A 25,113-nucleotide genomic window follows, 5' to 3' on the forward strand; every position below is an offset into this window, starting at 1 on the left:
TGAGCCTGCGTATCGTCTTCATGGGAACCCCGGAATTCTCCGTGCCGGTTCTCAACGCGCTCATTGGCCAGGGCCATGAGATCGTCGCCGTCTACAGTCAGCCGCCGCGTCCGGCAGGCCGGCGCGGGCTGGAACTGACCCCCTCGCCCGTTCATCGCAATGCCGAAGAATTCGGCATTGAAGTGCGCACGCCCAAAAGCCTTCGCAGCCCCGAGGAACAGCAGGCGTTCCGCGATCTCAATGCGGACGTTGCCATCGTGGTGGCCTATGGCCTGATCTTGCCTACCGCCATTCTCGAAGGCACGCGCCTTGGCTGCTACAACGGCCATGCCTCGCTTCTTCCGCGCTGGCGCGGCGCCGCACCGATCCAGCGGGCCATCATGGCGGGCGACAGCGAAACCGGCATGATGATCATGAAAATGGATGAGGGGCTGGATACCGGCCCGGTCGCCATGGCCGAAAAGGTCAAGATCACACCCGACACGACCGCGGGCGAGCTGCACGACCAGCTCAGCATGATCGGCGCCGACCTGATGGTGCGCGCCATGGCCGCGCTGGAACGGGACAGCCTCACCCTGACACCGCAATCGGAAGACGGTGTCACCTACGCGTCGAAGATCACCAAGGTTGAAACCCGCATCGACTGGACCATGCCGGCCATTGACATCCACAATCGTATACGTGGTCTGGCACCGTTTCCGGGCGCCTGGTGCGAGATGGAGATCGGTGACGGCCTCGAACGCGTCAAGTTGCTGCGCTCGCTGCTTGCAACCGGTGCCGGCGTGCCGGGCACGGTGCTTGATGACGATCTGCGCATTGCCTGCGGAGAAGGTGCAGTGCGTTTGCGCGCGCTGCAGCGGGCGGGCGGCAAGGCGATGGACGGGCAGGAATTCCAGCGCGGCGCCAAGATTGCACAAGGGGCGAAGCTGCCATGAGCAGCATCCCCATTCGTCGCGTACAGCCCGCGGACCGCGCGTTGATCTCCGCTATCGTCGAAGACGCTTTTGCGGGACCGGATGAGGCAAGGCTGGTCGAGCAACTCAGTAGCAACGGCGATATCGTGCTCGAACTGGTTGCGGAGTTCGATGGTGCCCTGGCGGGCCACATCCTTTTTTCAAGGCTGCGCGTTGAGAATGGAACCAGCTTTGACGCGGTTGCACTGGCGCCGCTCAGTGTCGTCTCCGGTCACCAGGGCAAAGGCGTCGGATCGGCACTGATCAGGGCCGCGCATCAGGAATTGGTGCTCATGGGCGAAACCCTTTCCATTGTCCTCGGCGATCCCGCCTATTACGGCCGCTTCGGCTATACGAATGAACGGGCATCGGGTTTTGCCAGCCAATATCAGGGCGAGTATCTCCAGGCGCTGGCTTTCGCTGATGCACCTCTGTCGGGAACGCTGGTCTATTCCAGAGCGTTCGAGGGCCTTTGATGCCGCGCTACAAACTCACCATCGAATATGACGGCACCCCCTATGCGGGTTGGCAGCGGCAGGAAAACGGCCATACCGTTCAGGCAGCCATCGAGCAGGCCATCTTCAAGTTTTGCGGCGAAACCATCTCCCTTGGCGCTGCGGGCCGCACCGATTCCGGCGTGCATGCGATTGCCCAGATTGCCCATGTGGATCTGACCAAGGACTGGAGCAGCGCCAAGGTGCGCGAGGCGCTCAACGCCCATCTGGTCGTGGCCGGTGAAACGGTCGGGATCATCAATGTCGAGCGGATGACCGAGAATTTCGATGCGCGTTTCTCCGCGACGGGCAGGCATTATCTTTACCGTATCATCAATCGCCGTCCGCCGGCACCGCTGGAAGCATTCCGCGCGTGGTGGGTGAAGAAGCCGCTCGATGCGGTGGCAATGCACGAGGCGGCACAACGGCTGGTCGGAACCCATGATTTCACGACCTTTCGCGCCACCCAGTGCCAGGCAAAAAGCCCGGTCAAATCGCTCGATCACCTCAGTGTGCTTCGCAACGGGGAAATCATCGAAATCAGGGCATCCGCGCGCTCGTTCCTGCACAACCAGATCCGCTCATTTGCGGGAACGTTGAACGAAGTGGGTTGCGGGCGCTGGACAGCCGATGATGTCAGCGATGCCCTTGCCGCCCGGGACCGCAAGGCCTGCGGTCCTGTCGCGCCGCCTTACGGGCTCTACCTCGTCGGCGTGGATTATCCGAGTGTGACCGGCTCCGGCATGGCAATGCCCAGCACACTCTGAAGAACAACCACCAGAACAATATATCCTGTGACCAGAATGGCGAAGAACGCAGTCGTATAGGCATAGGTTTTCTTCAATGCCACATGCGTCAATCGATAGGTCAAAACAAGCGCAACGGCGTTGAGGACGAGGTCGACACCCAGCGAGAGCTGCGGCCGGGTCGGCATGAAAATATGAACCAGTGTGGCGGGCACAACCAGCCAGTTCACCAATGCGGAACCCCAATTGCTGGTGATCACATAGACACTGAAACGGTTGCGCAGGCCAATTCGCGGTGCAACAAAAAGCAGCACCACCAATGGCAGGACCCACGCGGTCAAATCGACAAAGGCGATCCGGCCGATCAGGGACAACCGGGTTCCGGTTTCTGGCCGGAAGGCCACCGCATCATTGGCAAAAACAATCCAGCTCAAAATCAGGGGTGGCAGCGACACCGTGATGGCCTGGAATGATTGCCAGAAGCCGTCTTCGGAAAGGTCGAACAATTCCAGACCGTCGGCATGGCCGTTCATGATCCGCCACGAGCCCCAGAAATAACGCTGGATGTCTTCAAAATTCAGCATGGCCACTCAGGCAAAAAAGTCGGCAATGAACCGCTCGTAAATTTGTGTCAGCGTTTCCAGGTCTGCGACCGCCACGCGCTCATCCACCATGTGCATGGTCTGCCCCACGAGCCCGAATTCGACCACCGGGCAATAATCCTTGATAAAGCGCGCATCGGAGGTGCCGCCCGAGGTGGACAGCTGCGGCCGCTTGCCGGTCACGGCCTCGACCGAAGCCGTCAGCGTGCCGATAAGTTTTTCATCATGGGTGAGAAAGACGTGGCTTGGCCGGTCGCGCCAGACAAGCTCGTAATTGACCGCCGTTTTCCGGCCCGGCCGCAGCTTGCGGCGTCCGGATGCCTTGTCGAGACGGTTGTGGATTTCCGCCATCAGCGTCTCATCGGTCCATGTGTCGTTGAAACGGATATTGAACGTTGCGGTTGCCTTGGCCGGGATGACGTTGACCGCCGGATTTCCGACATCGATCGTCGTGACTTCCAGGTTGGTCGCCTGAAAGTTCTTCGTCCCCTTGTCGAAAGCGGGATAAAGCAGGCTGTCCACCAGCGTCACCAGCCCGCGAACCGGGCTGTCTGCCAGATGCGGATAGGCCGCGTGCCCCTGGACGCCATGGACGGTGATTGTTCCCGAAAGCGAACCGCGCCGGCCGATCTTGATCATGTCGCCAAGCTTGTCGGGATTGGTCGGCTCGCCGACGATGGCCGCATCCCAGGTTTCGCCCCTCGCCTTGGCCCATTCCAGCAACTTGCCGGTACCGTTGATCGACGGGCCTTCCTCATCGCCGGTGATCAGGAAGGAAATCGAGCCCTTCAACGCACCGTTCTTCGCGATATGGCGGGCAACGGCGGCGGCAAAGCAGGCGATGCCGCCCTTCATGTCCACCGCACCGCGACCGTACATCTCGCCCTTGTGGATCGCCGCCGAAAAAGGCGGGTAGGTCCAGGCCGCCGCGTCACCGACGGGAACAACGTCGGTATGACCGGCAAACATCAGATGCGGCCCGTTGCCCGAACGTCTGGCGTAGAGGTTTTCCACGTCCGGTGTCCCGTCTTCGCTGAAGGTGGGGCGCTCGACGGAAAAGCCCAGCGGCGCCAGCATGGCTTCGAGCGTGGTGAGAGCACCGCCCTCCGCTGGCGTAACCGACGGACAAGCAATGAGTTGGGCGAGGTTTTTTACGGGATCTGTCGAGGATGTCATGTGCAAAGCGATAATCCAAAAGCAGCATCCTGTCACGCACTGGATCACAATGCGTGCATCTGTTTTAATGGCTGACGATTGCGTCAAACCGGGGCCCGCCAATGCTTGAAAACGCCAGCCGCATTGTTGTCGCAGGTGCCGGTTCCATTGGCTGCTATGTCGGCGGGCAGCTTGCCGCCGCTGGAAAGGCAGTCACGTTCCTGGCGCGGCCCCGCGTGGCGGACGAAATCCGGCGCGCCGGCCTGAAGGTGGTCAATCTCGACGGCACGGAGCGGTTGCTATCGCCGGACCGACTTTCCCTCACGCAGGACCCTGCCACTGCCTTCGACAAGGCGCGGATCATTCTCGTGGCGGTCAAGAGCGGCGCGACGCAAGAGATGGCGGGGCTGATTGCCAGATACGCTCCTGCAGACAGCATTGTCGTCAGCCTGCAGAACGGCGTTGGCAACGCCGACGTTCTGCAAAAGAACCTCCCGGAGAGCATGACTGTGATTGCCGGGATGGTGCCTTTCAACGTTGTCCAATCCGATGCGGGCGCACTGCCGCTGAGCGTACGCCGCACCACGCAGGGCACGATCCTTATCGAGAACAAGGTCGAAGGCCTGGCCGAAGCCCTGTCGACGCCGGACCTTCCGGTCAGCCACCACGACAATATGCAAGGCATTCTCTGGGGCAAGCTGATGATGAACCTGAACAACGCGCTCAACGCCCTATCAAACCTGCCGCTTGCCGCACAGCTTGCAGACCGTGACTGGCGCGTCTTGCTTGCCGATCAGATGGGCGAAGGCCTCAAGGTCATGCGCGCACATGGCATTGTTGCAGCCCCGGTCCAGGGCGTATCACCCGCGATACTCCCATGGATTCTGCGATTGCCCGATTTTCTCTTCCGCCGCATCGCCCGCAGGATGCTGGCCATCGACCCGCGTGCCCGCTCATCCATGTGGGAGGATTTTTCCCGCGGTCGGACCACCGAAATCGATTACCTCCAGGGTGTCATCGTGGAACTGGCTCGGGAAAAGAATGTCCCCACGCCCCTGGCGCAAAAGGTCATTGCCTGCGTCAAACAGGCTGAGGGGCAGCCGGTCCGCTGCCACGCGGTGGCCGAGATCCGCCAGAAATTTGTCGCGTAAACGGTTCAGTCGATCGGCTTTCCCGTCTTGTCCTTCATGGTCAGAAGCGTCAGCGCGCTCACCAGCGCCGCCGCCATCACATAAAAACTCGGAGCCAGTTTCGTACCTGTCGCCTCGATCAGGAGCGTGACGATGACAGCGGCAAAACCGCCGAAAATCGTCACGGCGAAATTATAGGCCAGTGACAGCCCGGTGGAGCGCAGCCCGGCGGGAAACTGCTCGGCCAGCAGCGCCGGTGCCGGACCGGTGAATGCGGCGAGAAGCAGCCCGAGAATGCCCTGGACAATGGCCAGGGTCATCAGATCGGGCTTGGCATTGACCCAGGCAAACAGCGGATAGATCAAAACACCGATGGCAATGGCGGCGGCCAGCAACAGCCGCTTGCGCCCCACGCGGTCCGACAAGGCCCCGGCAATGGGACAACCCAGCATCAGCACCAGCCCGCCAATGGTCGTGGCAACGAATGCATCGGCGAGCGGAATGTTGAGCTGCTTGACCGCATAGGTCGTCATGTAGAACAGCAGCACATAGGTGCATACCGTCCAGAGAATGGTGACGCCAAAGCCGGATGCGATACCGCGCGGGTGATCCCGCAGGGCATCACGCAGCGGCGACTCGCTCTTCTGCGTGTGGCTGTCGGTAAAGACCGGCGTCTCGTCGACGCGGGCGCGGATGTAGAATCCGACTGGTCCGATCAGCAAACCCAGAAGGAACGGCACACGCCAGCCCCAGCTGTCGATGGCTGCCGGATCAAGCGCGTGCGTGATGATCGTGCCGCAGATACCACCGAGCACGACGGCCAGCGCCTGACTTGTCTGCTGCCAGCTGGCATAGAACCCGCGTTTTTCCGGCGGCGCGTATTCGATGAGAAAAGCTGTCGCGCCGCCGATCTCTCCACCTGCGGAAAAGCCCTGGATCAACCGCGCCAGAACAATAACCAGCGGTCCGACAATGCCTGCTTGCGCATAGGTCGGCGCAAAGCCGAGCAGTGCCGTACCGAACGCCATCATCAGGATTGTCAGGGTCAGTGCCGCCTTGCGCCCCTTCCGGTCGGCGTAGACGCCGAGAACCACAGCCCCGACCGGACGCATGAAAAAGCCGACACCATATGTGCCGACCGTGAGCAGGATCGAGGTCAGGTCATTGATCGCGGGAAAGAACAAGCGCGCGATGATCGGCGTGAAGAAGCCGTAGACGGTAAAATCAAACCATTCGAGGCCATTGCCGATGGTGGCGGCGGCAATGGCATGGCGCCGCTTGGCGTCATAATCGCGGGTCAGAAGGGAAGCCTGCACAGTCATACTGGTACCTCAGCTGAGATGGAATCGGCTTGGGTACCAGCTTCTGTCGGGAATCTCCGTCTGTCCAGATGTAAATCGCCTATTCAGTCACGCAGCAATTCATTGATCGAGGTCTTGGAGCGGGTCTTCTCGTCGACGCGCTTGACGATGACGGCGCAATAGAGGCTCGGGCCCGGTTCATTGTTCGGGAAAGGCTTGCCCGGCAAGGTGCCCGCGACAACGACCGAATAGGGCGGAACTTCGCCATAGAAAATCTCGCCGGTGGCGCGGTCGACGATCTTTGTCGATTTGCCGATGAACACGCCCATGCCGAGGACCGCGCCTTCGCGCACGATGCAGCCTTCGACCACTTCCGAGCGGGCGCCGATGAAGCAATTGTCTTCGATAATGGTCGGGCCTGCCTGCATGGGCTCGAGAACGCCGCCGATGCCGACGCCGCCGGAAAGGTGCACGTGCTTGCCGATCTGCGCGCAGGAGCCCACCGTGGCCCATGTATCCACCATTGTCCCCTCGCCGACATAGGCGCCGAGATTGACGAAGGAAGGCATCAGGATGGCACCGGGAGCAATATAGGCCGAACGGCGGACAATCGCGCTCGGCACCGTGCGGAAGCCCGCCTTGCTGAACTCGGTCGCACCCCAGCCATCAAACTTGGAGGGAACCTTGTCCCACCACGGTGCACCGCCAGGTCCGCCGTCGATGATGCCCATGTGATTGAGACGGAAGGAAAGGAGCACTGCCTTTTTGAGCCACTGATTGACGGTCCATGCACCATCCGCCTGCCGTTCGGCAACACGGGCTTCGCCACTGTCGAGAAGCAGCAATGACGTGTCAACTGCATCGCGTATTTCGCCGCGCGTTTCGGTGTTCACGGCATCGCGTTCGTCAAAGGCCTTGTTGATGGTCTTTTCAAGACTGGCCAGGTCGGGCTTGGACATTTTCAGGTCACTCCATTGCACGGGCGGTTAAGGCTGATGTAAGGCCTAGTAAGATAAGTCTGTGAGAGGGTCAATCGCAGCGCCACAATGTTGGACGACGAATAGGATTTAATGTCTGTAAGCGTCACTTGCGTCCGCAGAAGGAGAATATAATTGAATACCGATGAAAAAAACGGCTGGACGCCATTTTCCCACTCCACCGAAGCCGTACGGCGGGTAGAGACCGCTCCCGAGACCCCGCAAACACAATCGGACACCTATCGTCTTGCCTTTGCCGATCCGGAGTTCATGACACGCCGCGATCTGCGCGCAGTACGGTTGCAGCTTGAATTGCTCAAGCCGGAAATGGCACTGACCCAGCGGGGTATCCGTTCGACAGTCGTGCTTTTCGGCGGCGCGCGTATTCCCGAGCCCGGCGGTGAAGCCTGGGCCGCGAAGAACGAAGTGCAGAAGAAGAACCTTGAAGCCAATTCGCGCTATTATGCCGAGGCGCGCAAGTTCGCCCAGCTGTGCTCGACCTATTCCGCGACCACCTACAACCGCGAGTTTGTCGTTGTTACCGGCGGCGGTCCCGGCGTGATGGAAGCGGGCAATCGCGGTGCAGCCGATATCGGAGCGCCGACCATTGGTCTCAACATCGTCCTGCCGCACGAACAGGCGCCGAACGAATATGTGACGCCCGAGCTCTGCTTCAACTTTCACTATTTTGCCATCCGGAAAATGCACTTCCTGATGCGGGCAAAAGCGCTTGCGATTTTCCCCGGCGGCTTCGGCACCATGGACGAGACATTCGAGACGCTGACACTCATCCAGACAGGGCGCATGGAGCGCATCCCGGTCCTCCTCTTCGGCCGGTCATTCTGGGAAAAGGCGATCAATTTTGAATTCCTGGCCGAACAGGGTGTCATTTCGCCGTCGGACAGGGAATTGATCACCTTTGTCGATGACGCCGAAGAGGCGTGGGACGTGATCAAGACCTTCTACGAGCTGCCCTGACCCTCTGCCTCATCGCGGCTGCGGGAGCCGGGCCAGGACCCGGTACCCCGCAGCGTCGATGACTGCTTCGACCGATGTAAATCGCTTCAGGCGGGCATGCCTGCGCGGACTTGCCCCGGCTGGATCGCATTGAGGAACGACGCGAGATCGTCGGTCACGTAATCGACATGATCGGTATAGTCCGGATCGCGTTCCCATATCTCGGAGAACGTCGGTTCGAAATTGTGCGGCACGATCAGGACTGTCTTCATGCCGAGCGCCTTCGGCTCGACCAGATTGCGCGCGAGGTCCTCGAACATGGCGCTGCTCTTGGCATCAATCCCGTGCAGATCAAGAAAGCGGTCATAGGCCTGCCGCGCCGGCTTGGGCATCAGTTCGGCCGCGACAATATCGAAAATATCGTCGAACTGGTCGAGCACACCGAGTTGCCGTGCCGCCCGCTCTGCGTGGCCACGGTCACCATTGGTGAAAATGAACTTGCGCCCCGGCAGATGTTTGATCGCCATGGCCAGTGCCGGATTGGGAACCAGCCATGAATAATCGATATCATGGACCTTCTGCAGAAAGTCGTCCGGATCGATGTTGTAGCGATCCATCAGCCCTTTGAGGGTCGTCCCGTAATCCTTGTAGAACTGCTTTTGCATCTGGCGGGCATCCGCGTGGGAAAGTTGCAGGAGATCCGCGATATAGCCCGTCATCTTCACGTCGATCTGCGAAAACAGATTGGAATGATGCGGGTAAAGCGTGTTGTCCAGATCGAACACCCAGTCCGTTACATGGGCAAAATTCAGAGGATCGGGATTTTTCGTCATGCATACTCGCCATTGCAGGGACATCGGTAACGGGACAGGCAGTCTGTTGCCATAACGACTCAATAGACGAAAAAAGTCCGAACTACGACCGTTTTTACATTTTCCGCTAACAGCCGCTTCATGAATGCAGCATAGTAATCAGGTAGCAGCATTAGGGGTGAAATGTTCAGAATTCTGTACAAATGTGCGCTTGTCACACTGATCGCGATTGTCTGTTCTTTGCTGATCACCGGGAGCATCATGAGTGCTTTCGACATGCACAACAAAATGGGCTTCGTGATCGCCACGATCTGTCCGTTGACGATTACCCCGCCGATCTCGCTGATGGTGTTCCGGCAGTCCGAGCGACTGCGCGTGACCCTGCTTCAACTCAGTCAGGTTATGCTGCAGCTTGAGGAAACCAATGCCAAGCTTCTGGAGAAAGCCTCGCGCGACAGCATGACGGGCCTGCTCAACCGTGAAGCTTTTTTCACCCATGTGGACAGGGCTCGCCGGCAGATACCCGGATCCCTGCTGATCATTGACGCGGATCATTTCAAGAAAATCAACGACCAGCACGGCCATTACAATGGCGATGGAGCGCTGACCGCCATTGCCCACTGCATATCACGCAGCATCGGCGAGAACGACAGCATCGGCCGCATCGGCGGCGAAGAGTTTGCGGTTTTCCTGGCCACGGAACACGAGGATGAGGTACGCGCCATTGCCGAAATCATTCGCAAAGATGTGACGTTGATTGAATTCCGGACGCCTGAAAATGAGCGGGTTCCGCTCAGCGTCAGCATTGGCGGGGTTATCGATGTCTCGACAGGGGCGATCGCCGATCATTTCCAGACCGCCGATCGCCGGCTTTACGAGGCCAAGCGCAATGGCCGCAACTGCGTCATCGTGAAACCAGCGATGAAAACCGCAGCCTAGATTGCCGACGGGTCCAGCGGCGGGCTGTCCTTCCACCGGGCAACAAGGGTGGCCATATCGGCGGTTTCGAAGGCATCGCGCAGCGCGGCAAAGCTTGGGAGAACAAAATAGGCGCGCTGGAACTTGTCGATCTCGTAGGCGGTCCGCATGACCGTTTCCAGATCGAATGGAACGTGGTGGGCATCCGGGCTTTCGACCGCAAACTGCAATTCGCTGAACGATGACATCAGGCCGGCGCCGAAAGCCTTGAGCGGGGCGCCCTCTTCCTGCATCAGACCGAATTCAGCCGTATACCAGTAAAGCCGTGCGACCATCTGTTCACCGCCGATCTGGACCGCAGCGGCACCCTTTTCACCGTAGAGTTGCATGAAATCCGCAAACACCGGCTGGCTGAGAATGGGAACATGGCCGAAGAAGTCATGGAACATGTCCGGTTCGACGATGTAGTCCAGTTCCTTCTTGCTGCGCAGCCAGTTGGTGACCGGGAAGCGGCGGTTGGCAAGATGATCGAAGAACGGCTCGTTCGGGATAAGACCGGGGACCGCCACGATCTCCCAGCCCGTCAATTTGCGCAGCCGTTCGCTTACTTCATGAAAGTCGGGGATACGGTCGAGCAGGCCCAGCGCATCGACGCCGTCGAGGTAACTGTGATGGGCAAGCCGCGACGTGAGCTTTGTCTGACGGTCACAGAGGGTGCGCCACACCTGCTGATCTTCCGCCGAGTAGTCATATTGCTGTTCGACGGTAAAATCCGGCTGGCAGGCGTGATAGTCGCCGCGCAACCCTTGTGCCGCACATTCACGGGCATAGGCCTCAACACTGATGGTCATGAATTCCTCCTCGATTCCCATTCTGACATCCAGAATACTCCGAGAAATCAAGTGAATTTGACCTTATTGCCTCAATGAACCACTATCTGGAGAGGAAAATATAATATCCTGGAGAAAAACAAGTGACATCCCCTCGATTTGACGAATTTGAAATCAAGATGCTGCAGGTCCTGCGCGACAATGGCCGGGTGCCCATCACCGATCTGGCGCAGGCCATCGGGCTTTCGGCCACGCCCTGCGGTCGACGTTTTGACGCCCTGCAGGAAACCGGCGTCGTCAAAGGCTTTGCCGCCGTGATCGACCGCCGGTCTATCGGGCTCATGGTCGAAGTCTTCGTTCAGGTGCGGCTGACATCGCACAGCGATGAATCGCCGGAACGGTTCATCACGGAAATACAGCGCATGGACGAAGTATCATCCTGCTGGACGATGACCGGCGAGCACGATTTCCTGCTGCACGTGATGGTGCCCACCGTCGATGATCTCAACGATTTCGTCATGCATCGGCTGATGCGCCTCAAGGGTGTGCGTGATGTGCACACCCAACTCGTGCTGCAGAACATCAAGGGGCCGGGCAAAATTCCGCTCGACCATCTGAAACGATGATCAGGGAACGATCAGCGTTCCCGCACCACGTTCCGTGAAGAGTTCGAGCAGAACCGAATGCGGGGTCTTGCCATTGAGGATGACGACCCCTTCGACACCGCGATTGATCGCATCGATACAGGTTTCGACCTTGGGGATCATGCCGCCTGAAATCGTGCCATCCTTGATCAGCGCGCGGGCCTGACCGACGGACAGTTCCTTGATGAGCTTCTTGTCCTTGTCGAGAACGCCGGGGACATCCGTCAGGAACAACAGGCGCGAAGCGGCCAATGCACCGGCAATGGCGCCCGCGAAGGTGTCGGCATTGATGTTGTAGGTATGGCCGTCGCGGCCTGGCGCAACCGGAGCGATGACCGGGATCATCTCCGAGCGGGCAAGCAGGTCCAGCAGGGTGCGGTCCACTTCGACCGGTTCACCAACAAAGCCAAGGTCAACAATCTTCTCGATATTGGAATCAGGATCGACAATCGTCTTCTTGGCCTTTTCGGCGAAGACCATGTTGCCATCCTTGCCGCACAGGCCAATGGCCCACTCGCCTTCCGCATTGATCAGCGCAACGATTTCCTTGTTGATCGAACCGGCAAGAACCATCTCGACGATTTCGAGCGTCTTCGCATCGGTAACGCGCAGGCCGCCTTCGAATTTCGATTCGATGCCCATGCGCGCAAGCATCGATGCAATCTGCGGGCCGCCGCCATGCACAACGATCGGATTGATACCGGATTGCTTCAACAGGGCGATATCGCGGGCAAAGGCCTTGCCAAGCTCCACGTTGCCCATGGCATGGCCGCCATATTTCACAACAACGGTCTTGTTTTCGTATCGCTGCATATAGGGAAGAGCCGCGGATAGAAGGCTTGCCTGAATTTCTGCGGTGTGCTCAGTCTCGGACATGGGGGAAGCAAGCTCCAGCTTGAAAAGGACGGGGTCTCATAACCCTAAAGACGGTCATGGGCAAACATGATTTAGGGTGGGCGGGAACGTTTTTGCATGCGGCCCATTGACAGGACAACATATCCGCAGATTTAACTTAGGGGCAGGACTCTGGATAGTCAAAGAGTTGGAAACGCCGGTCGCATGACACCCGAAGGCATATCAGAGCTGATTTCACGGGTCGCTTTGCGGGATCGCTCGGCGTTCGATAAGCTTTATACCTCCACGAGCGCGAAACTATTCGGCGTATGCCTGCGTATCTTGGGCAATCGCTCGGAAGCAGAGGATGCACTGCAGGATATTTTCGTCAAGATCTGGAACAAGGCTGACCGGTTTGCCGTCGCGGATACAAGCCCCATCTCGTGGCTGGTGGCTATTGCGCGCAATCATTCGATTGACGTACTGCGTGCCCGCAAGCCAGCAACAGCCGAACTGGAAAAGGCGGTCGGTCTCGCGGAACCGTCCCTCAATCCCGAACAGTCTGCCATTGCATCCGGTGAAACAAAGCGCATCAACGAGTGTCTCGATCAGCTGGATTCTGACCGGGCTGCGGCCGTGCGGGGCGCCTATCTGAACGGCGAGAGCTATGATCTCCTGGCGATCCGCCATCGGGTGCCATTGAATACAATGAGAACCTGGCTGCGGCGCAGCCTGATGAAACTGAAGGAATGTCTGGAACGATGAGCACGATACCACCCGATGACACAATGCCGGAAGGCGACGATTTCGTCGCAGCCGAGTATGTGCTGGGCGTGCTGCCGGATCAGGAGCGGCAGGACGCCGCCCGCCGCATCGAAACCGATGCTTCCTTTGCGCGCCTTGTATCCGACTGGCAGAACCGGTTCGACCCATTGAACGTGCAATTTCAGCCGGTGACGGCGCCCAGCTATCTGAAGAGCCAGATCGATCAGCGGCTGTTTGGCATCGACTCGGGCCGCGTGGCGGCCGGCGCCTCCTTCTGGAACAGCCTGGCATTCTGGCGAACGGTTGCCGTTGCAGCGCTTGCACTGGTCCTGTTCAACTTCGGTAGGGAGTACGTTCTGCGCCAAACCGGACCAGCTCCTGTGCAGCTTGTTGCCTCCATGGCAAGCGACAGCGGTCCAATGCGAAGCCTTGCTGTTTTTGACGGCAAGTCGAGAAAGCTCAGGATTACGCTGGTTTCAGGCGATATTCCGCAGAACAAGTCGCTGGAACTCTGGCTGATTGCGGGAAAGGACGCTCCGGTATCGCTGGGCGTTCTCAAATCGCCCAAGGTGACGGAATTCGACGTACCCGCGCCAACTGCCGCAAAGCTGCGGGATGGAACGACCCTGGCCATTTCGGTTGAACCGGCAGGCGGCTCTCCAAGCGGAGCGCCCACCGGCGCTGTCGTCGCAGCGGGCGCTGTGAGCAGCATCTGAAATCAAGGAAGCTGGTAAGGCTCTATTATTCAAGGAGAAGCGCGATTGCAGCGCGCAGCTCATCCAGTCCGCCGCCCTTTTCCGACGATGTGGCAAGGATCGTTGGATAGGCAGCGGCGCGCTTTTTGATGGCCTGCGCCGTTTCTTCCATGAGGCGCGGCACACCGGCAGGCTTGATCTTGTCGATCTTGGTCAGAACGATCTGGTAGGACACCGCCGCACGATCCAGGAGATCGAGCACTTCCGCATCATTCTTCTTCACACCATGACGGGCATCGATAAGCAGATAGACGCGCTTCAGCGTGGTACGGCCGCGCAGGTAATCGAAGACAAGCCGCGTCCATGCATCGACCTGCTCCTTCGGTGCTTCCGCAAAACCGTAACCCGGCATGTCGACCACGGCGAGCGGCGGCAGATCGCCATTTTCACCGGAATGGCCATCCGGGACGAAATAGTTGAGTTCCTGCGTCCGCCCCGGCGTGTTGGAGGTGCGCGCCAGACCTTTCTGGCCGATGATCGCATTGATGAGCGACGACTTGCCCACATTGGAGCGCCCGGCGAAGGCGATTTCGATGGGCCCTTCGGGCGGCAGGAATTTCATGGACGGAACGCCGCGAATGAAAACCCAGCCCTGCGCAAAGAGCATCCGGCCCTTCTCGATCAGCCGGTTCGTATTGTCGTTGGTTTCGCTCACGTTGTTTTCCGTCCGTTCATGGGGTGGCCGCAGCCACCTGCATTCAATGTTATCGCCGCCTTGTCAACTGAACGGCGCCGTTCACCGGCAAATGAAAAGCCCCCGGTATGACGCGGGGGCTTTCGGCATTCGAGTGAAACCCGCCTATTCCGCGGGTTTGGGTTTCTTCTTGAAGAGCCCCGCAAGATTGTCCCACAGTTCGATCTTCGCGCCCTGCCGCTTCATGATGATGCCCTGCTGGGTGATCGACAGGAAGTTGTTCCACGCCCAGTAAATCACCAGACCGGCCGGGAAGCTGGACAGCATGAACGTGAAGATCAGCGGCATCCAGTTAAAGATCATGGCCTGCGTCGGATCGGGAGGCGTCGGGTTCATGCGCATCTGCAGGAACATCGTCACACCCATGATCAGCGGCCAGACACCGATCATCAGGAACGCCGGAACAGTCCATGGAATGAGACCGAACAGGTTGAACACCGATGTCGGATCCGGCGCGGCCAGATCCTGGATCCAGCCGAAGAACGGCGCGTGGCGCATTTCAATGGTGACGTACAGCACCTTGTAGAGCGCGAAGAAGACCGGAATCTGGATCAGGATGGGCCAGCAACCAGCGATCGGATTGATCTTCTCGGTCTTGTAGAGCTCCATCATGGCCTGCTGCTGCTTGACCTTGTCATCCGCATATTTCTCGCGGATTTCGGTCATCTTCGGCTGAACCAGCTTCATGCGCGCCATCGACGCATAGGACTTGTTGGCAAGTGGGAAGAACAGCGCCTTGAGCAGAACCGTAACAACGAGAATGGCCACGCCGAAGTTGCCGATGGCCTTGTACAGCCAGTCGATGAGATAGAACATCGGTTCGGTGATGAAGTAGAACCAGCCCCAGTCGATCAGATTCTTGAACAACGGAATATGCAGGTTGTTCATATAGCCATTGATCTTGCCAACTTCCTTGGCGCCGGCAAAAACGAGGTTCTCGATCGTTGTGGATTGACCTGGCTCAATCGTTGTCGGATCGGACAGATAGTCGCTCTGATACTGCGGACGGCCATTGTCGAAGTAGGACATGCGCGCCTTGAAAGGCTTCGTTTGCGATGGAACAAGCGCAGCGGCCCAATATTTATCGGTGATGCCGATCCAGCCGCCAGTGTCCGTTTTCTCCGGAGAAACCTCTTTTTCCTTCTCGATTGCCGCGAATTTGTATTCGACCAGCTTTCCAGCGATCACGCCGATCGGACCTTCATGCAACACATAGGTGCTGGCATGCAGAGGCTTGTAGAACCGCGTGACACGACCGTACGAGGCCAGTGAAACCGGCACGGAGGTTCCGTTCGTCACGGCATCCTTGACCGTGAACATATAATTGTCGTCGACACTGAAGGTGCGCTTGAAAACCAGGCCCCTTTCGTTGGTAAACGTCAGGGTAACCGGGGTCGACGGGCTAAGCTTGCTGTTGCCGTCCACTGTCCACACGGTCGTCGGGCCAGGAACCGTGCCCGATGTCTCATTGCCGGTGAACCCGATTTCGACAAATTGCCCGTCTGCCATTTGCGAAGGGCTTAACAGCTGAATGGTCGGTGAATTGTTGTCGACCGTTTCATGATACTGCTTGAGCTGCAGGTCATCCAGACGCGCGCCGGTCAGGCTGATGGATCCGCTGAGGCTTGGCGTATCGATCTGCACACGCGACGTCTGCCCGAGCGCGGCGGCACGGGTGATGCTGCCGGCCTGAGCGGAATCCGGCGTCTGGCCGGGAATATTGGCACCGGGTGCGGCGGGTGTGGATGCCGGCAGATTGCTTGCTGGCGTACCGGCTGGCGTCGCGGGCTGCCCGGCGGCCTTGGTCTGCGCCTGGCGCGTGGCTTCAATCTGTGCCTGCTGCCGCTCGGCCTCGATCTTGGGGCCCATATAGAACACCTGCCACAGTCCCAGAATAACGACGGACAAGGCGATGGTGATAAAGAAATTACGATTGGTTTCCATTATCGGGTCCTGTTGGGCCGGTCATGTCTTGGGGAAACGCCGGTTTGGTATTTTTTGGAAACCCGTTTCGAGAGTTCCCGGGATAAGTCCGCAAATGGCGCATCAAGCGCGTCACGGCGAGCAACGATCACATAGTCGGTTCCGGGGGCCATGTCACCTGCAACATTGACGCGTACGGCCTCTTTCAGCCGGCGCTTGATGCGATTGCGGATAACGGCATTTCCGTTCTTTTTTGTGACTGTAAAACCAACACGCGGCGGACCTTGCCGGTCTTCGCGCTCCTTGACTTCGAGCAGAAAAAAGCCGCCGCGGCGTTTTTCTCCGGCCCGAACAGCCAAAAACTCCGCTCTCTTGCGAAGGCGGAGTGGTTTTTGATCATTCATTCCTGCAATGCCAACTTCGGCCAACCGCGCAAACCTGCGCGGAACGCCTTATGCCGACAACCGCTTGCGACCGCGAGCACGACGTGCTGCGATAACCTTGCGGCCGCCTGCAGTAGCCATACGGGCGCGAAACCCGTGACGACGTGCGCGGACAAGTTTGGATGGCTGATAAGTACGCTTCATTTGTTTAACACCGCGGTGTGCGGCCCTTCTTGTGGTCTGTTCTTTGACAGGAGCATATCAGGACCGCCATTGGCGCATAACAACACGCCGCCGGGGCGGTCAACCCGGACGTGCGCGGCTTATAGAGGCATGATACCGAGAAGTCAATTGATACCGGACATTTCACGCATAGGCAAAAATCGGGAAGTGATTTATTGTACCGGCGCAACGTTTGTCCTACATCGGGTATTGATGGAGCAAATATGGCGGTAACGCAACAGGATCAGCAACCGGCAGGCGCGCGTATGCAGCACGCGGGCCGGCGCTTGCCGATCCTCAAACGCCTTTCGGGCAAGCTGTTGCGCCTCACCATCCTGTTCGGCCTGCTGGCCGAAGTGATGATTTTCGTTCCGACCATGGCCGATATGCGCATGCGCTGGCTTTCGGACCGCCTCAATACCGTTGCGGCAGCGAGTGTCGTGCTGGCGGCAAGCGACGACAAGGATATTCCGCAGAGCGTACAGAACGATGTGCTTCTTGCCACGGGCACCAAGGCGATTGCCCTGCGCGAAATGGGCGCGTCGCGATTGCTGGCGGTGTCGGACATGCCGTCCAAGGTCGACCGGCACATCGACATGACGGTCACTGACCCGTTGACCACGATCCGCGACGCATTCGATACGCTCATCAATGGTGGCAACCGCATCATCCGCGTTTACGGTCCTATCGGCGAGACGGGAAAAGTCATCGAGCTCATCACGTCCGATGCGCCCCTGCGCAACGCGATGTTGCGTTATGCCCGCAATCTGACGCTGATTTCGATGTTCATTTCGGTCATTACCGCCGGCCTGGTCTTCCTTGCCATCAGCCACCTGCTTATCCGGCCGATCCAGCGCATGAGTGCGAACATGCTGGCCTTTGCCCAGCAGCCGGATGATCCGCAGCGGGTCATCCAGCCGGATAATCGCGAGGACGAGCTTGGCATTGCCCAGCGCGAGCTGGCCGACATGCAGCAGCGCTTGCAGCGCACATTGTCCGAGCAGAAACACCTGGCCGACCTTGGCCTTGCCGTTTCCAAAATCAACCATGACATGCGCAACATTCTTGCGTCGGCCCAGCTCATGTCCGATCACCTCGCCAATGCCAGCGACCCCGCCATTCAGCGCATGGTGCCGAAACTCGTACGGACGATCGACCGAGCCATCAACTACTCCCAGACCGTGCTTGCCTATGGCGGAACACAGGAGCCGCCGCCACAGCGGCGGCGGGTGAAGCTGCACACCATCGTCAGCGACGTGGAAGAAATGCTCAATCTTGATACAAAGTCGGGGATTGAATTCAAAAACCTCGTACCGGAGAGTTTTGAGGTCGACGCAGATCCGGATCAGTTCTTCCGCGTGATTTCGAATCTCTGCCGCAATTCCGTTCAAGCCATGAGCGGCGTTACGGGTGATGACATCTCCATCGTCAAACGGCTGACAATTACGGCAGGACAAATTGGCGCCACATCGATCATCGGCATTGAGGATACCGGTCCGGGACTGCCGCCCAAGGCGCGCGAGAACCTGTTCACCGCATTCAAGGGCTCGGCCCGCTCCGGTGGCACCGGGCTCGGCCTTGCCATTGTGCACGAGCTGGTTCGTGCGCATGGCGGCACCATTGAACTGCGCGGCGGCGAAGGCGCGGGCACAAGTTTTGAAATCCGCATACCGGATCAACCCGTCTCTCTCGCCGAATGGCGCTCGCGCCGGGATTCAATATCGTGATATGACACTCGCAAATGAGTGATTATCTTCCCACCTACTGGCCCCAGATCTTCTTTGTCCTTTCCATCGTCCTCGGCGTTCCCGCCGCGGTCCATGCGGCCATGACGAAGGAGGAGGTGCGTGCGGCCATTGGCTGGGTCGGCGTCATCATCCTCTCCCCGGTGATCGGCGCGGTCATTTATGCGGTCGCCGGCATCAACCGGATCAGGCGCTCCTCCATAAGCTCGCAGCGCGCCTTCCTGCACGAAATCGGTCAGGATCACCTGATGCGTTTCGATGCGGACGAAGGGAATGTCCTTGCGCATTTCGGGCAACGCTTTGCCGCCATGAAAACGCTCGGCGACCGGGTGAGCCGCTGCCGCCTGACAACCGGCAACGACGTCGCCATGCTGCAAAGCGGAGACGATGCCTACCGTTCGATGATCGACCATATCAACGCTGCTCAGCGCAGCATTCTGCTCGAGACCTACATTTTCGACCGGGACAAGATCGGTTTTCGCGTGGCAGATGCGCTGATTGCTGCCGTTCAGCGCGGCATTGAAGTCCGTGTTCTCATCGACGCTGTCGGAGCCCGCTATTCCATACCGAGTATTGTCGGATATCTGAAAAAAGGCGGCGTGCGCACCGACGTGTTCAACGGCAACATCATCATCGGCTTGCGCCTGCCCTATGCGAACCTGCGGACCCACCGCAAGATTCTGATTGTTGACGGGACAACGGCCTTTACCGGCGGCATGAACATTCGCGCCGGTTTTTCCGAAGAAATTGCCGGCAAGGACCATGCGCGCGATACCCATTTCAGATTGACCGGCCCGATCGTCACCGACCTCTTCCATATCGCGTCGGAAGACTGGCGCTTCACCACGGGTGAACAGCTGGCTGGCGATCCCTGGCTGATCGCTTCGCCGGACACGCCGGCGGGCGATCCCGTCTTTATCCGGGCTGTCCCGGCCGGCCCGGACAAGAGCGTGGAAGCCAATCATCGCATGTTGATGGGGGCGTTTTCCGTGGCGCGAAACCATATCCGGATCATGTCGCCCTATTTCCTGCCGGATCGCGAACTGATCAGCGCTCTGGTGACCGCAGCCCGGCGGGGCGTCGAGGTCGATATCGTCGTGCCGGCGGTCAACAATCTGAAACTCGTTGATCGCGCGATGACCGCGCAATTCGACCAGATTCTCAAGAGCCATTGCCGCATCTGGCGGGCAAGCGGCAATTTCAACCATTCCAAACTTCTGGCCATTGACGGACAGTGGGCCTATGTCGGGTCGTCGAATCTTGATCCGCGGTCATTGCGCCTCAACTTCGAAGTTGACCTGGAGATCATAGACGCGGCATTTGCAGAAAAAGTGGAAGGGCTCATCGAGACGGCCATTGAAACCGCAAAGCCGGTCCTGTTGCAGAGCCTGCGCGCCCGTTCATTCTGGGTGCGGCTGCTCGACCGGATTATCTGGCTAGGCTCGCCCTATCTCTGATCTCCGCCGTTTCGTCCAGGGCTCCCTTCAGGTCGACATAGGCCTTGATCGGCAGGTGATCCGATGCCACGCGGGCAAGCGGCGTGTCATGCACCTCGATGCCGGTGACCAGACTGTGCGGATGGCCGAGCACGCGATCCAGCGCCAGAACCGGAAAACGCGAGGGGAAACTGGGCACTGCATTCTTCATCGGATCGAAGACCGGATGCAGGAAATGCAATGACGATCCCCTGCCGACACGCCATTCATTCAGATCGCCGAGCAGAAGCGTCGGGCGTGATGGATCCGCATGAACAGCATCGAGGATCGCCTCGGATTGCTGCATGCGGGAATGCCGCAGCAGGCCAAGATGCGCGGCGATGATGCGCAGAGGACCAGCTTCGAGATCAAGGTCGACCACCAGAGCGCCACGCGGCTCAAGCCCCGGCAATGTCAGCTGCTGCACCCGCCGCACGACACCTTCACGGAAAAGCAGCAGATTGCCGTGCCAGCCGTGTCCCTTGGGGTAGAGCGATGCCACACGCACGGGCACAAGATTGTTCTCGCGTTCCAGCCGGGCAAGATCGAGCAGGCCGGACCGTTCGCCGAAGCGTTTGTCCGCCTCCTGCACAGCGACGACATCTGCGCCAAGTTCGCCGATGACATGGGCAATGCGGTCAGGATCGAACTTCTTGTCGATTCCGACGCATTTATGGACATTGTAGGACGCAATGACCGTGTCGTTCCGCACGACCTTGGTCACGCCAGTCGGGCGCTTGTTGCGGTTCTTGACCGCCGCGAGGATGCTGGCTGAGACACTGGGTCTTGTGTGCCGCATTGGCTTCTTGCTGTCCATGCATAAGAGATATGTCGGGTTCGCGCGAATGGCAAGCAAATGCAGCAATCAGATCAAGCGAGCGCCTTCAAACCCGGTTGCCAACGAAATGCGCCAGCTGGGCACCCACTTCGTAATATCCTTCGCGCAGGGTGCGCAGGCCTTCTTCCCGGGGTTTTGTCACCGGCAAAGGCAGGTCGGCATCGGATATCCTGCCGGCGATGTGTTCAGCCAGGACCCGGCCGAAGACCGTACCCGGAGCGATGCCGCGTCCGTTGTAACCGCTGAAACTGATGATCTTCGGCGCGAGGGTGTGGAATCGCGGCAGGTTGTCGTTGGTCATGCCGATCTGGCCGTACCAGCCCGCCTCAAACGTCACATCCCTGATCTGCGGGAACAGTTTGCGGATCGACCGGGCAGCCCACGCCTTGTGGACGGCCATTCCCGTGCCGCGCAACGCCCCCACGCTGCCGAACACCAGACGGCCGCGCTGATCCATCCGGAACGAGCTCAGTATCTCCTTGGTGTCCCAGCCGCCCTGGCGCTCGGGCAAAACCGTGTTGCGCACGTCTTCCGGCAGCGGCGTCGTGGCAAAATTGAAATAGGGCAGATGCAGGAGTTCGGCTCGCAGTTCCGGCCAGGGTGACGTCGTGTAAGCGTTTGTTGCGACGACAACCCACTCGGCCGACACGGTTCCGGTCGGTGTGTTGACGATCCAGCGGTCGCCGGAACGGGTCGTGGATGTCACCGGGGTTCCCGTATGGACGGCAACGCCAGCGGCAATGGCAGCGGTTGCAAGACCGCGTACATAGGCCAGCGGCTGGATCGTGCCGGCGCGATTGTCCAGAAGCGAAGCGGCATAGGCGGTCGAGCCGACCTTCTCTGCGGTTTCCTCTGCGCCCAGCAGGCGGACGGCCGCGCCGCGTGCCAGCCACTGCTCAGCCCGTTGTTCCAACTGTTTGACGCCGCTCTTGCCGACGGCGCAGTGCAAGGTACCCTTGCGCTCGAGTTCGCAGGCGATCTTGTGCTTGTCGACAAGGTTGAACACGGATTGCGGTGCATTGCCGAGCAGTTCCAGCAAACGTTCGCCATGCACCTGGCCCAGAACCTGCGGCAGGTCATTGGGCATCACCCACATGCCGGCATTGACCAGACCGACATTGCGGCCTGATCCGCCATAGCCGATGTCGACGGCATCGAGAACGGCAACGCTTGAGCCTGTTTCAGCCAGATGCAGGGCGGCGGACAATCCGGTAAAACCGGCGCCGATGACGGCGACATCAACGGAAATATTGCCCGCCAGCTTCTGTGTTGCAGGCGCGGGCGGCGCGGTCTTTTCCCAGAGGCCGTGGGAGCGTTCATCATTCAGCATGGGGTCACCGTCAGGTCGGTCCGGCCTTTGCCGGCAATCTTGCACAGACTCATCGTCCATTCTGCTTATAAGCCGCGTTTTCGGCGACGAAAGTGAAATTCGTTGAAGAGGTGATGCGGCGGGCGAATGACCCACTAGGTCTGGACCCTAGGGACGTTTGCTGACCTGATCGGCGATCCATGCAAAAAAGCTCTGGGCCATCGGATTTTCCTTCTTGTGGTCCGGCACGACGAGATAATAGCTGTTCTCTGTCGTCAGCGGCTGATCGAACAACACCTGCAGGCGGCCGGATGCCAATTCGTGCTCGATGAGATAACGCGGCACCAGGGCAAAACCGAGTCCCGCCAGCGCAGCTTCGATCACCATGGAAAAATGCTCGAAGCGATGGCCCTTGTAGGGGCTGACTACCTCCGCCTGTACCGATTCAAACCAGTCGGCCCAGGCTTTCGGCCGCGTCGAAAGGTGCAGCAGCGGTGCCGAGCCGGCAAGCTCGGCCGGGGTAACGACGGGATTGGTGGCCAGCAGTTCCGGGCTGCCGACGGGAACAATCATTTCACTGCAAAGATATGTGCAGGTGGCATGAGCCCACACCGGCTGACCATAATGGATTGCCAGATCAAAGGGCTCTTCCTCGAAATCAAAGGGTTGCGAGCGCGATGCAACGCTCAAGGCCATATCCGGATAGAGCCGCAGAAAATCCGGCAGGCGCGGCATCAGCCAGCGGCTGCCGAAGGTCGGCAATGTTGCAATGCTCAGGGATGACGCCGATTGCGATGCCGCCATGGCCCGCAGCATGGTTTCCTCGGTCAGCCCAAGCAGGCGGCGCACTTCGGGCAGGAATTTCTGCCCGGCGTCGGACAGAACCACCCTTTGCCGGATGCGCTCGAAAAGCAGGACGCCGATCTGGCTTTCCAGCTCGCTCATCTGGCGGCTGACGGCACTCTGGGTGAGGTTCAGCTCCTTTGCCGCCTGCGTGAAGCTGCCATGGCGCGCCGCACACTCGAAGGTTTGCAGGATATCAATGTCAGGAATCAGACGGCGGCTCAACTTCATTCTTATCTCGCATCAACCTAGTTCAATTCATCGCAATCTTTGGCGATATCATCACTGTATAATCCAGTTTGAGCATGACAGCGATAGTTTATGCTGTTGCAGCAACAAAGCGGAACAGAACACGATGAAATCAGGCACGTTTACGTCATCCGACGTGATCAGGGCGTCCTTTTCGGCCGCCATGTCATCCATGTACCGGACAGAGGTTCCTGCCTATGGCACACTCATGTCCCTGGTTGCCGAGGTGAACAGCAAGACACTGGCAGCTTCACCGGAATTGAAAGACCAGCTGCAGGAAACCGATACGCTCGACCGCATATCGGAAGAGCGCCACGGCGCGATCCGCGTCGGCACGCCGGAAGAGCTGTCCATGCTGCGCCGCGCCTTCGCTGTTATGGGCATGTATCCCGTCGGCTATTACGATTTGAGCGAGGCAGGCGTTCCCGTCCATTCCACGGCTTTCCGTCCGGTCGATGACGCCGCGCTGAAGATCAATCCGTTTCGGGTGTTCACGTCGCTGCTGCGCCTCAACCTGATCGGCGATGCCGGCTTGCGGAAAAAGGCGCGCGCCATTCTGGATGCGCGGCGGATTTTCACCGACAAGGCCATTGCGCTCGTTGAAAAGGCAGAAGCTGAGGGCGGCCTTGGTTCTGACGACGCGGCAATATTCGTGAGCGAGATTCTCGAGACATTTCGCTGGCACGACCGGGCGAGCGTCAGCGGCACGCTTTACCAGCGCCTGCACGATGCCCACCGGCTCATTGCCGATGTCGTCTCGTTCAAGGGACCGCACATCAATCACCTGACGCCGCGCACGCTCGACATCGATGCGGTGCAGTATCTGATGCCGGAACACGGCATTTCTCCCAAGGCCGTTATTGAAGGCCCGCCCACGCGCGCCTGCCCCATCCTCTTGCGCCAGACATCGTTCAAGGCGCTGGAGGAGAATGTATCGTTTCAAAATTCCGACGGCACATGGGAAACGGGCTCGCATACCGCACGCTTTGGCGAAATCGAACAGCGCGGCATTGCACTGACACCGAAGGGGCGGGCCCTCTATGACAGGCTGCTGAATGACACCCGCAAGATCATTCGTCCGGCGGCTGATGGCTCCAACGCGAAAGCTTATATCGCCGCCCTGTCGGACACGTTCAAAGCGTTTCCCGACAATTGGGCGGACATTCGCCGCGACGGTCTCGGCTATTTCCGCTATTCGGTCGTCGAGAGCTTTGCGGGCCGCGTGACCACGCGCGAGGCTGGGGATATCGAGACCTTGATCGCACGCGGTGCCGTGCGGTTCGACCCTATCGTCTACGAGGATTTTCTCCCCGTCAGCGCAGCGGGTATTTTCCAGTCCAATCTCGGTGACGAAGCCAGCCAGAAATTTGTCGCCAGCCCCAGCCAGCGCGAATTCGAGACCGACCTCGGTACGGCGGTCCTCGACGAATTTGCCCATTATGCCGGGCTTGAACAGGCCTCCATCCAACAATGCCTACAAATACTGCGCCCTGCGGCACTTGCAAGTTGAACACTCATTTGACCTTATTGCGGCCTCTCCGGCAAAAGTCCGGCGCTCA

The 25,113-nt window shown here is 59.1% G+C and carries 25 protein-coding genes and 1 pseudogene; 12 read left to right on the forward strand and 14 right to left on the reverse strand.

Features of this window, described 5'->3' with window-relative positions; all coding sequences use genetic code 11:
• Positions 1 to 5: 5 nt before the first annotated feature.
• The 3 genes from fmt to truA are packed head-to-tail and all read left to right on the forward strand — an operon-like array spanning position 6 to position 2,214.
• The gene (fmt, locus tag J1W56_RS04560) at positions 6 to 935 is read left to right on the forward strand and encodes a methionyl-tRNA formyltransferase (RefSeq protein WP_223612411.1); all 930 of its coding nucleotides are present in this window, start codon (positions 6 to 8) and stop codon (positions 933 to 935) included.
• Complete coding sequence (locus J1W56_RS04565; protein ID WP_223612102.1) at positions 932 to 1,429, forward strand: GNAT family N-acetyltransferase; 498 nt, start codon at positions 932 to 934, stop codon at positions 1,427 to 1,429. The genes fmt and J1W56_RS04565 overlap by 4 nt, the downstream gene beginning before the upstream one ends.
• Positions 1,429 to 2,214 (forward strand): tRNA pseudouridine(38-40) synthase TruA, encoded by a 786-nt coding sequence (gene truA, locus J1W56_RS04570; protein WP_223612103.1) that lies wholly within the window; start codon positions 1,429 to 1,431, stop codon positions 2,212 to 2,214. Before J1W56_RS04565 ends, truA begins: the two co-directional genes overlap by 1 nt.
• Here truA and J1W56_RS04575 read toward each other — a convergent pair.
• Both J1W56_RS04575 and dapE read right to left on the reverse strand, forming a co-directional pair.
• Positions 2,166 to 2,777 (reverse strand): hypothetical protein, encoded by a 612-nt coding sequence (locus J1W56_RS04575; protein ID WP_223612105.1) that lies wholly within the window; start codon positions 2,775 to 2,777, stop codon positions 2,166 to 2,168. The two genes, truA and J1W56_RS04575, sit on opposite strands and share 49 nt — an antisense overlap.
• 6 nt (positions 2,778 to 2,783) lie before the next feature.
• Positions 2,784 to 3,971: a succinyl-diaminopimelate desuccinylase gene (dapE, locus tag J1W56_RS04580; protein ID WP_223612107.1), complete on the reverse strand. Its 1,188-nt coding sequence runs from the start codon at positions 3,969 to 3,971 to the stop codon at positions 2,784 to 2,786.
• Between the two features lie 101 nt (positions 3,972 to 4,072).
• Between dapE and J1W56_RS04585 the strand changes: the two genes are divergently transcribed.
• The gene (locus tag J1W56_RS04585) at positions 4,073 to 5,101 is read left to right on the forward strand and encodes a 2-dehydropantoate 2-reductase (RefSeq protein ID WP_223612108.1); all 1,029 of its coding nucleotides are present in this window, start codon (positions 4,073 to 4,075) and stop codon (positions 5,099 to 5,101) included.
• Between the two features lie 5 nt (positions 5,102 to 5,106).
• Here J1W56_RS04585 and J1W56_RS04590 read toward each other — a convergent pair whose 3' ends face one another.
• Both J1W56_RS04590 and dapD read right to left on the reverse strand, forming a co-directional pair.
• On the reverse strand, positions 5,107 to 6,402 hold the full coding sequence (locus J1W56_RS04590) for an MFS transporter (RefSeq protein WP_223612110.1): 1,296 nt from the start codon (positions 6,400 to 6,402) through the stop codon (positions 5,107 to 5,109).
• An 83-nt stretch (positions 6,403 to 6,485) separates the two neighbouring features.
• Positions 6,486 to 7,340, reverse strand: a complete 855-nt coding sequence (dapD, locus tag J1W56_RS04595) for a 2,3,4,5-tetrahydropyridine-2,6-dicarboxylate N-succinyltransferase (protein ID WP_223612111.1) — start codon at positions 7,338 to 7,340, stop codon at positions 6,486 to 6,488.
• A 153-nt stretch (positions 7,341 to 7,493) separates the two neighbouring features.
• On the opposite strand from dapD, the gene J1W56_RS04600 reads away from it, so the two are divergent.
• The gene (locus J1W56_RS04600; RefSeq protein WP_223612113.1) at positions 7,494 to 8,336 is read left to right on the forward strand and encodes an LOG family protein; all 843 of its coding nucleotides are present in this window, start codon (positions 7,494 to 7,496) and stop codon (positions 8,334 to 8,336) included.
• An 86-nt stretch (positions 8,337 to 8,422) separates the two neighbouring features.
• Here the strand turns inward: J1W56_RS04600 and J1W56_RS04605 are convergent, their stop codons facing one another.
• Positions 8,423 to 9,148 carry a pyrimidine 5'-nucleotidase gene (locus J1W56_RS04605; protein ID WP_223612115.1) on the reverse strand — a complete coding sequence of 242 codons (726 nt, stop codon included), beginning with the start codon at positions 9,146 to 9,148 and terminating at the stop codon, positions 8,423 to 8,425.
• A gap of 240 nt (positions 9,149 to 9,388) precedes the next feature.
• On the opposite strand from J1W56_RS04605, the gene J1W56_RS04610 reads away from it, so the two are divergent.
• Positions 9,389 to 10,066 (forward strand): GGDEF domain-containing protein, encoded by a 678-nt coding sequence (locus tag J1W56_RS04610; protein WP_223612117.1) that lies wholly within the window; start codon positions 9,389 to 9,391, stop codon positions 10,064 to 10,066.
• Here the strand turns inward: J1W56_RS04610 and phhA are convergent.
• Complete coding sequence (gene phhA, locus J1W56_RS04615; RefSeq protein ID WP_223612118.1) at positions 10,063 to 10,896, reverse strand: phenylalanine 4-monooxygenase; 834 nt, start codon at positions 10,894 to 10,896, stop codon at positions 10,063 to 10,065. The genes J1W56_RS04610 and phhA overlap by 4 nt on opposite strands.
• Positions 10,897 to 11,018: 122 nt before the next feature.
• On the opposite strand from phhA, the gene J1W56_RS04620 reads away from it, so the two are divergent.
• Positions 11,019 to 11,501: an Lrp/AsnC family transcriptional regulator gene (locus tag J1W56_RS04620; RefSeq protein WP_223612120.1), complete on the forward strand. Its 483-nt coding sequence runs from the start codon at positions 11,019 to 11,021 to the stop codon at positions 11,499 to 11,501.
• On the opposite strand, the gene argB is transcribed toward J1W56_RS04620, so the two are convergent.
• Positions 11,502 to 12,395 carry an acetylglutamate kinase gene (gene argB, locus J1W56_RS04625; protein ID WP_105737814.1) on the reverse strand — a complete coding sequence of 298 codons (894 nt, stop codon included), beginning with the start codon at positions 12,393 to 12,395 and terminating at the stop codon, positions 11,502 to 11,504. It lies immediately after the preceding gene.
• 183 nt (positions 12,396 to 12,578) lie between these two features.
• Here argB and J1W56_RS04630 point away from each other — a divergent pair, with 183 nt between their 5' ends.
• Complete coding sequence (locus J1W56_RS04630; RefSeq protein ID WP_223612122.1) at positions 12,579 to 13,118, forward strand: sigma-70 family RNA polymerase sigma factor; 540 nt, start codon at positions 12,579 to 12,581, stop codon at positions 13,116 to 13,118.
• A complete protein-coding gene (locus tag J1W56_RS04635; protein WP_223612123.1) occupies positions 13,115 to 13,834 on the forward strand; it encodes an anti-sigma factor in 720 nt (239 codons plus the stop codon). The genes J1W56_RS04630 and J1W56_RS04635 overlap by 4 nt, the downstream gene beginning before the upstream one ends.
• Positions 13,835 to 13,859: 25 nt before the next feature.
• Here the strand turns inward: J1W56_RS04635 and yihA are convergent, their stop codons facing one another.
• The 4 genes and pseudogenes from yihA to rpmH form a co-directional block, all read right to left on the reverse strand.
• Complete coding sequence (yihA, locus tag J1W56_RS04640; protein WP_223612412.1) at positions 13,860 to 14,480, reverse strand: ribosome biogenesis GTP-binding protein YihA/YsxC; 621 nt, start codon at positions 14,478 to 14,480, stop codon at positions 13,860 to 13,862.
• A 192-nt stretch (positions 14,481 to 14,672) separates the two neighbouring features.
• Positions 14,673 to 16,511, reverse strand: a complete 1,839-nt coding sequence (gene yidC / locus J1W56_RS04645; RefSeq protein WP_223612125.1) for a membrane protein insertase YidC — start codon at positions 16,509 to 16,511, stop codon at positions 14,673 to 14,675.
• Positions 16,495 to 16,894, reverse strand: a pseudogene (gene rnpA, locus J1W56_RS04650) (ribonuclease P protein component). The gene yidC and the pseudogene rnpA overlap by 17 nt, the downstream one beginning before the upstream one ends.
• Before the next feature lie 48 nt (positions 16,895 to 16,942).
• Positions 16,943 to 17,077, reverse strand: coding sequence for a 50S ribosomal protein L34 (gene rpmH, locus J1W56_RS04655; RefSeq protein WP_040853797.1), 135 nt, complete (start codon positions 17,075 to 17,077; stop codon positions 16,943 to 16,945).
• Positions 17,078 to 17,319: 242 nt separating this feature from the next.
• Between rpmH and J1W56_RS04660 the strand changes: the two genes are divergently transcribed.
• Together J1W56_RS04660 and J1W56_RS04665 are read left to right on the forward strand one after the other, a co-directional pair.
• On the forward strand, positions 17,320 to 18,822 hold the full coding sequence (locus J1W56_RS04660; RefSeq protein WP_374042650.1) for an ATP-binding protein: 1,503 nt from the start codon (positions 17,320 to 17,322) through the stop codon (positions 18,820 to 18,822).
• A gap of 14 nt (positions 18,823 to 18,836) precedes the next feature.
• The gene (locus tag J1W56_RS04665; protein WP_223612127.1) at positions 18,837 to 20,297 is read left to right on the forward strand and encodes a phospholipase D-like domain-containing protein; all 1,461 of its coding nucleotides are present in this window, start codon (positions 18,837 to 18,839) and stop codon (positions 20,295 to 20,297) included.
• Here the strand turns inward: J1W56_RS04665 and J1W56_RS04670 are convergent.
• The 3 genes from J1W56_RS04670 to J1W56_RS04680 form a co-directional block, all read right to left on the reverse strand.
• Positions 20,269 to 21,114: an endonuclease/exonuclease/phosphatase family protein gene (locus tag J1W56_RS04670; RefSeq protein WP_223612128.1), complete on the reverse strand. Its 846-nt coding sequence runs from the start codon at positions 21,112 to 21,114 to the stop codon at positions 20,269 to 20,271. The two genes, J1W56_RS04665 and J1W56_RS04670, sit on opposite strands and share 29 nt — an antisense overlap.
• Before the next feature lie 85 nt (positions 21,115 to 21,199).
• The gene (locus tag J1W56_RS04675; protein ID WP_223612129.1) at positions 21,200 to 22,483 is read right to left on the reverse strand and encodes an NAD(P)/FAD-dependent oxidoreductase; all 1,284 of its coding nucleotides are present in this window, start codon (positions 22,481 to 22,483) and stop codon (positions 21,200 to 21,202) included.
• Positions 22,484 to 22,630: 147 nt separating this feature from the next.
• Positions 22,631 to 23,536 (reverse strand): LysR family transcriptional regulator, encoded by a 906-nt coding sequence (locus tag J1W56_RS04680; protein WP_223612130.1) that lies wholly within the window; start codon positions 23,534 to 23,536, stop codon positions 22,631 to 22,633.
• 124 nt (positions 23,537 to 23,660) lie between these two features.
• On the opposite strand from J1W56_RS04680, the gene hglS reads away from it, so the two are divergent.
• On the forward strand, positions 23,661 to 25,064 hold the full coding sequence (gene hglS / locus J1W56_RS04685; protein ID WP_223612131.1) for a 2-oxoadipate dioxygenase/decarboxylase HglS: 1,404 nt from the start codon (positions 23,661 to 23,663) through the stop codon (positions 25,062 to 25,064).
• The last annotated feature ends 49 nt before the right edge of the window (positions 25,065 to 25,113 follow it).

This window comes from Phyllobacterium calauticae, assembly GCF_019991125.1.
Lineage (GTDB): Bacteria > Pseudomonadota > Alphaproteobacteria > Rhizobiales > Rhizobiaceae > Phyllobacterium > Phyllobacterium calauticae.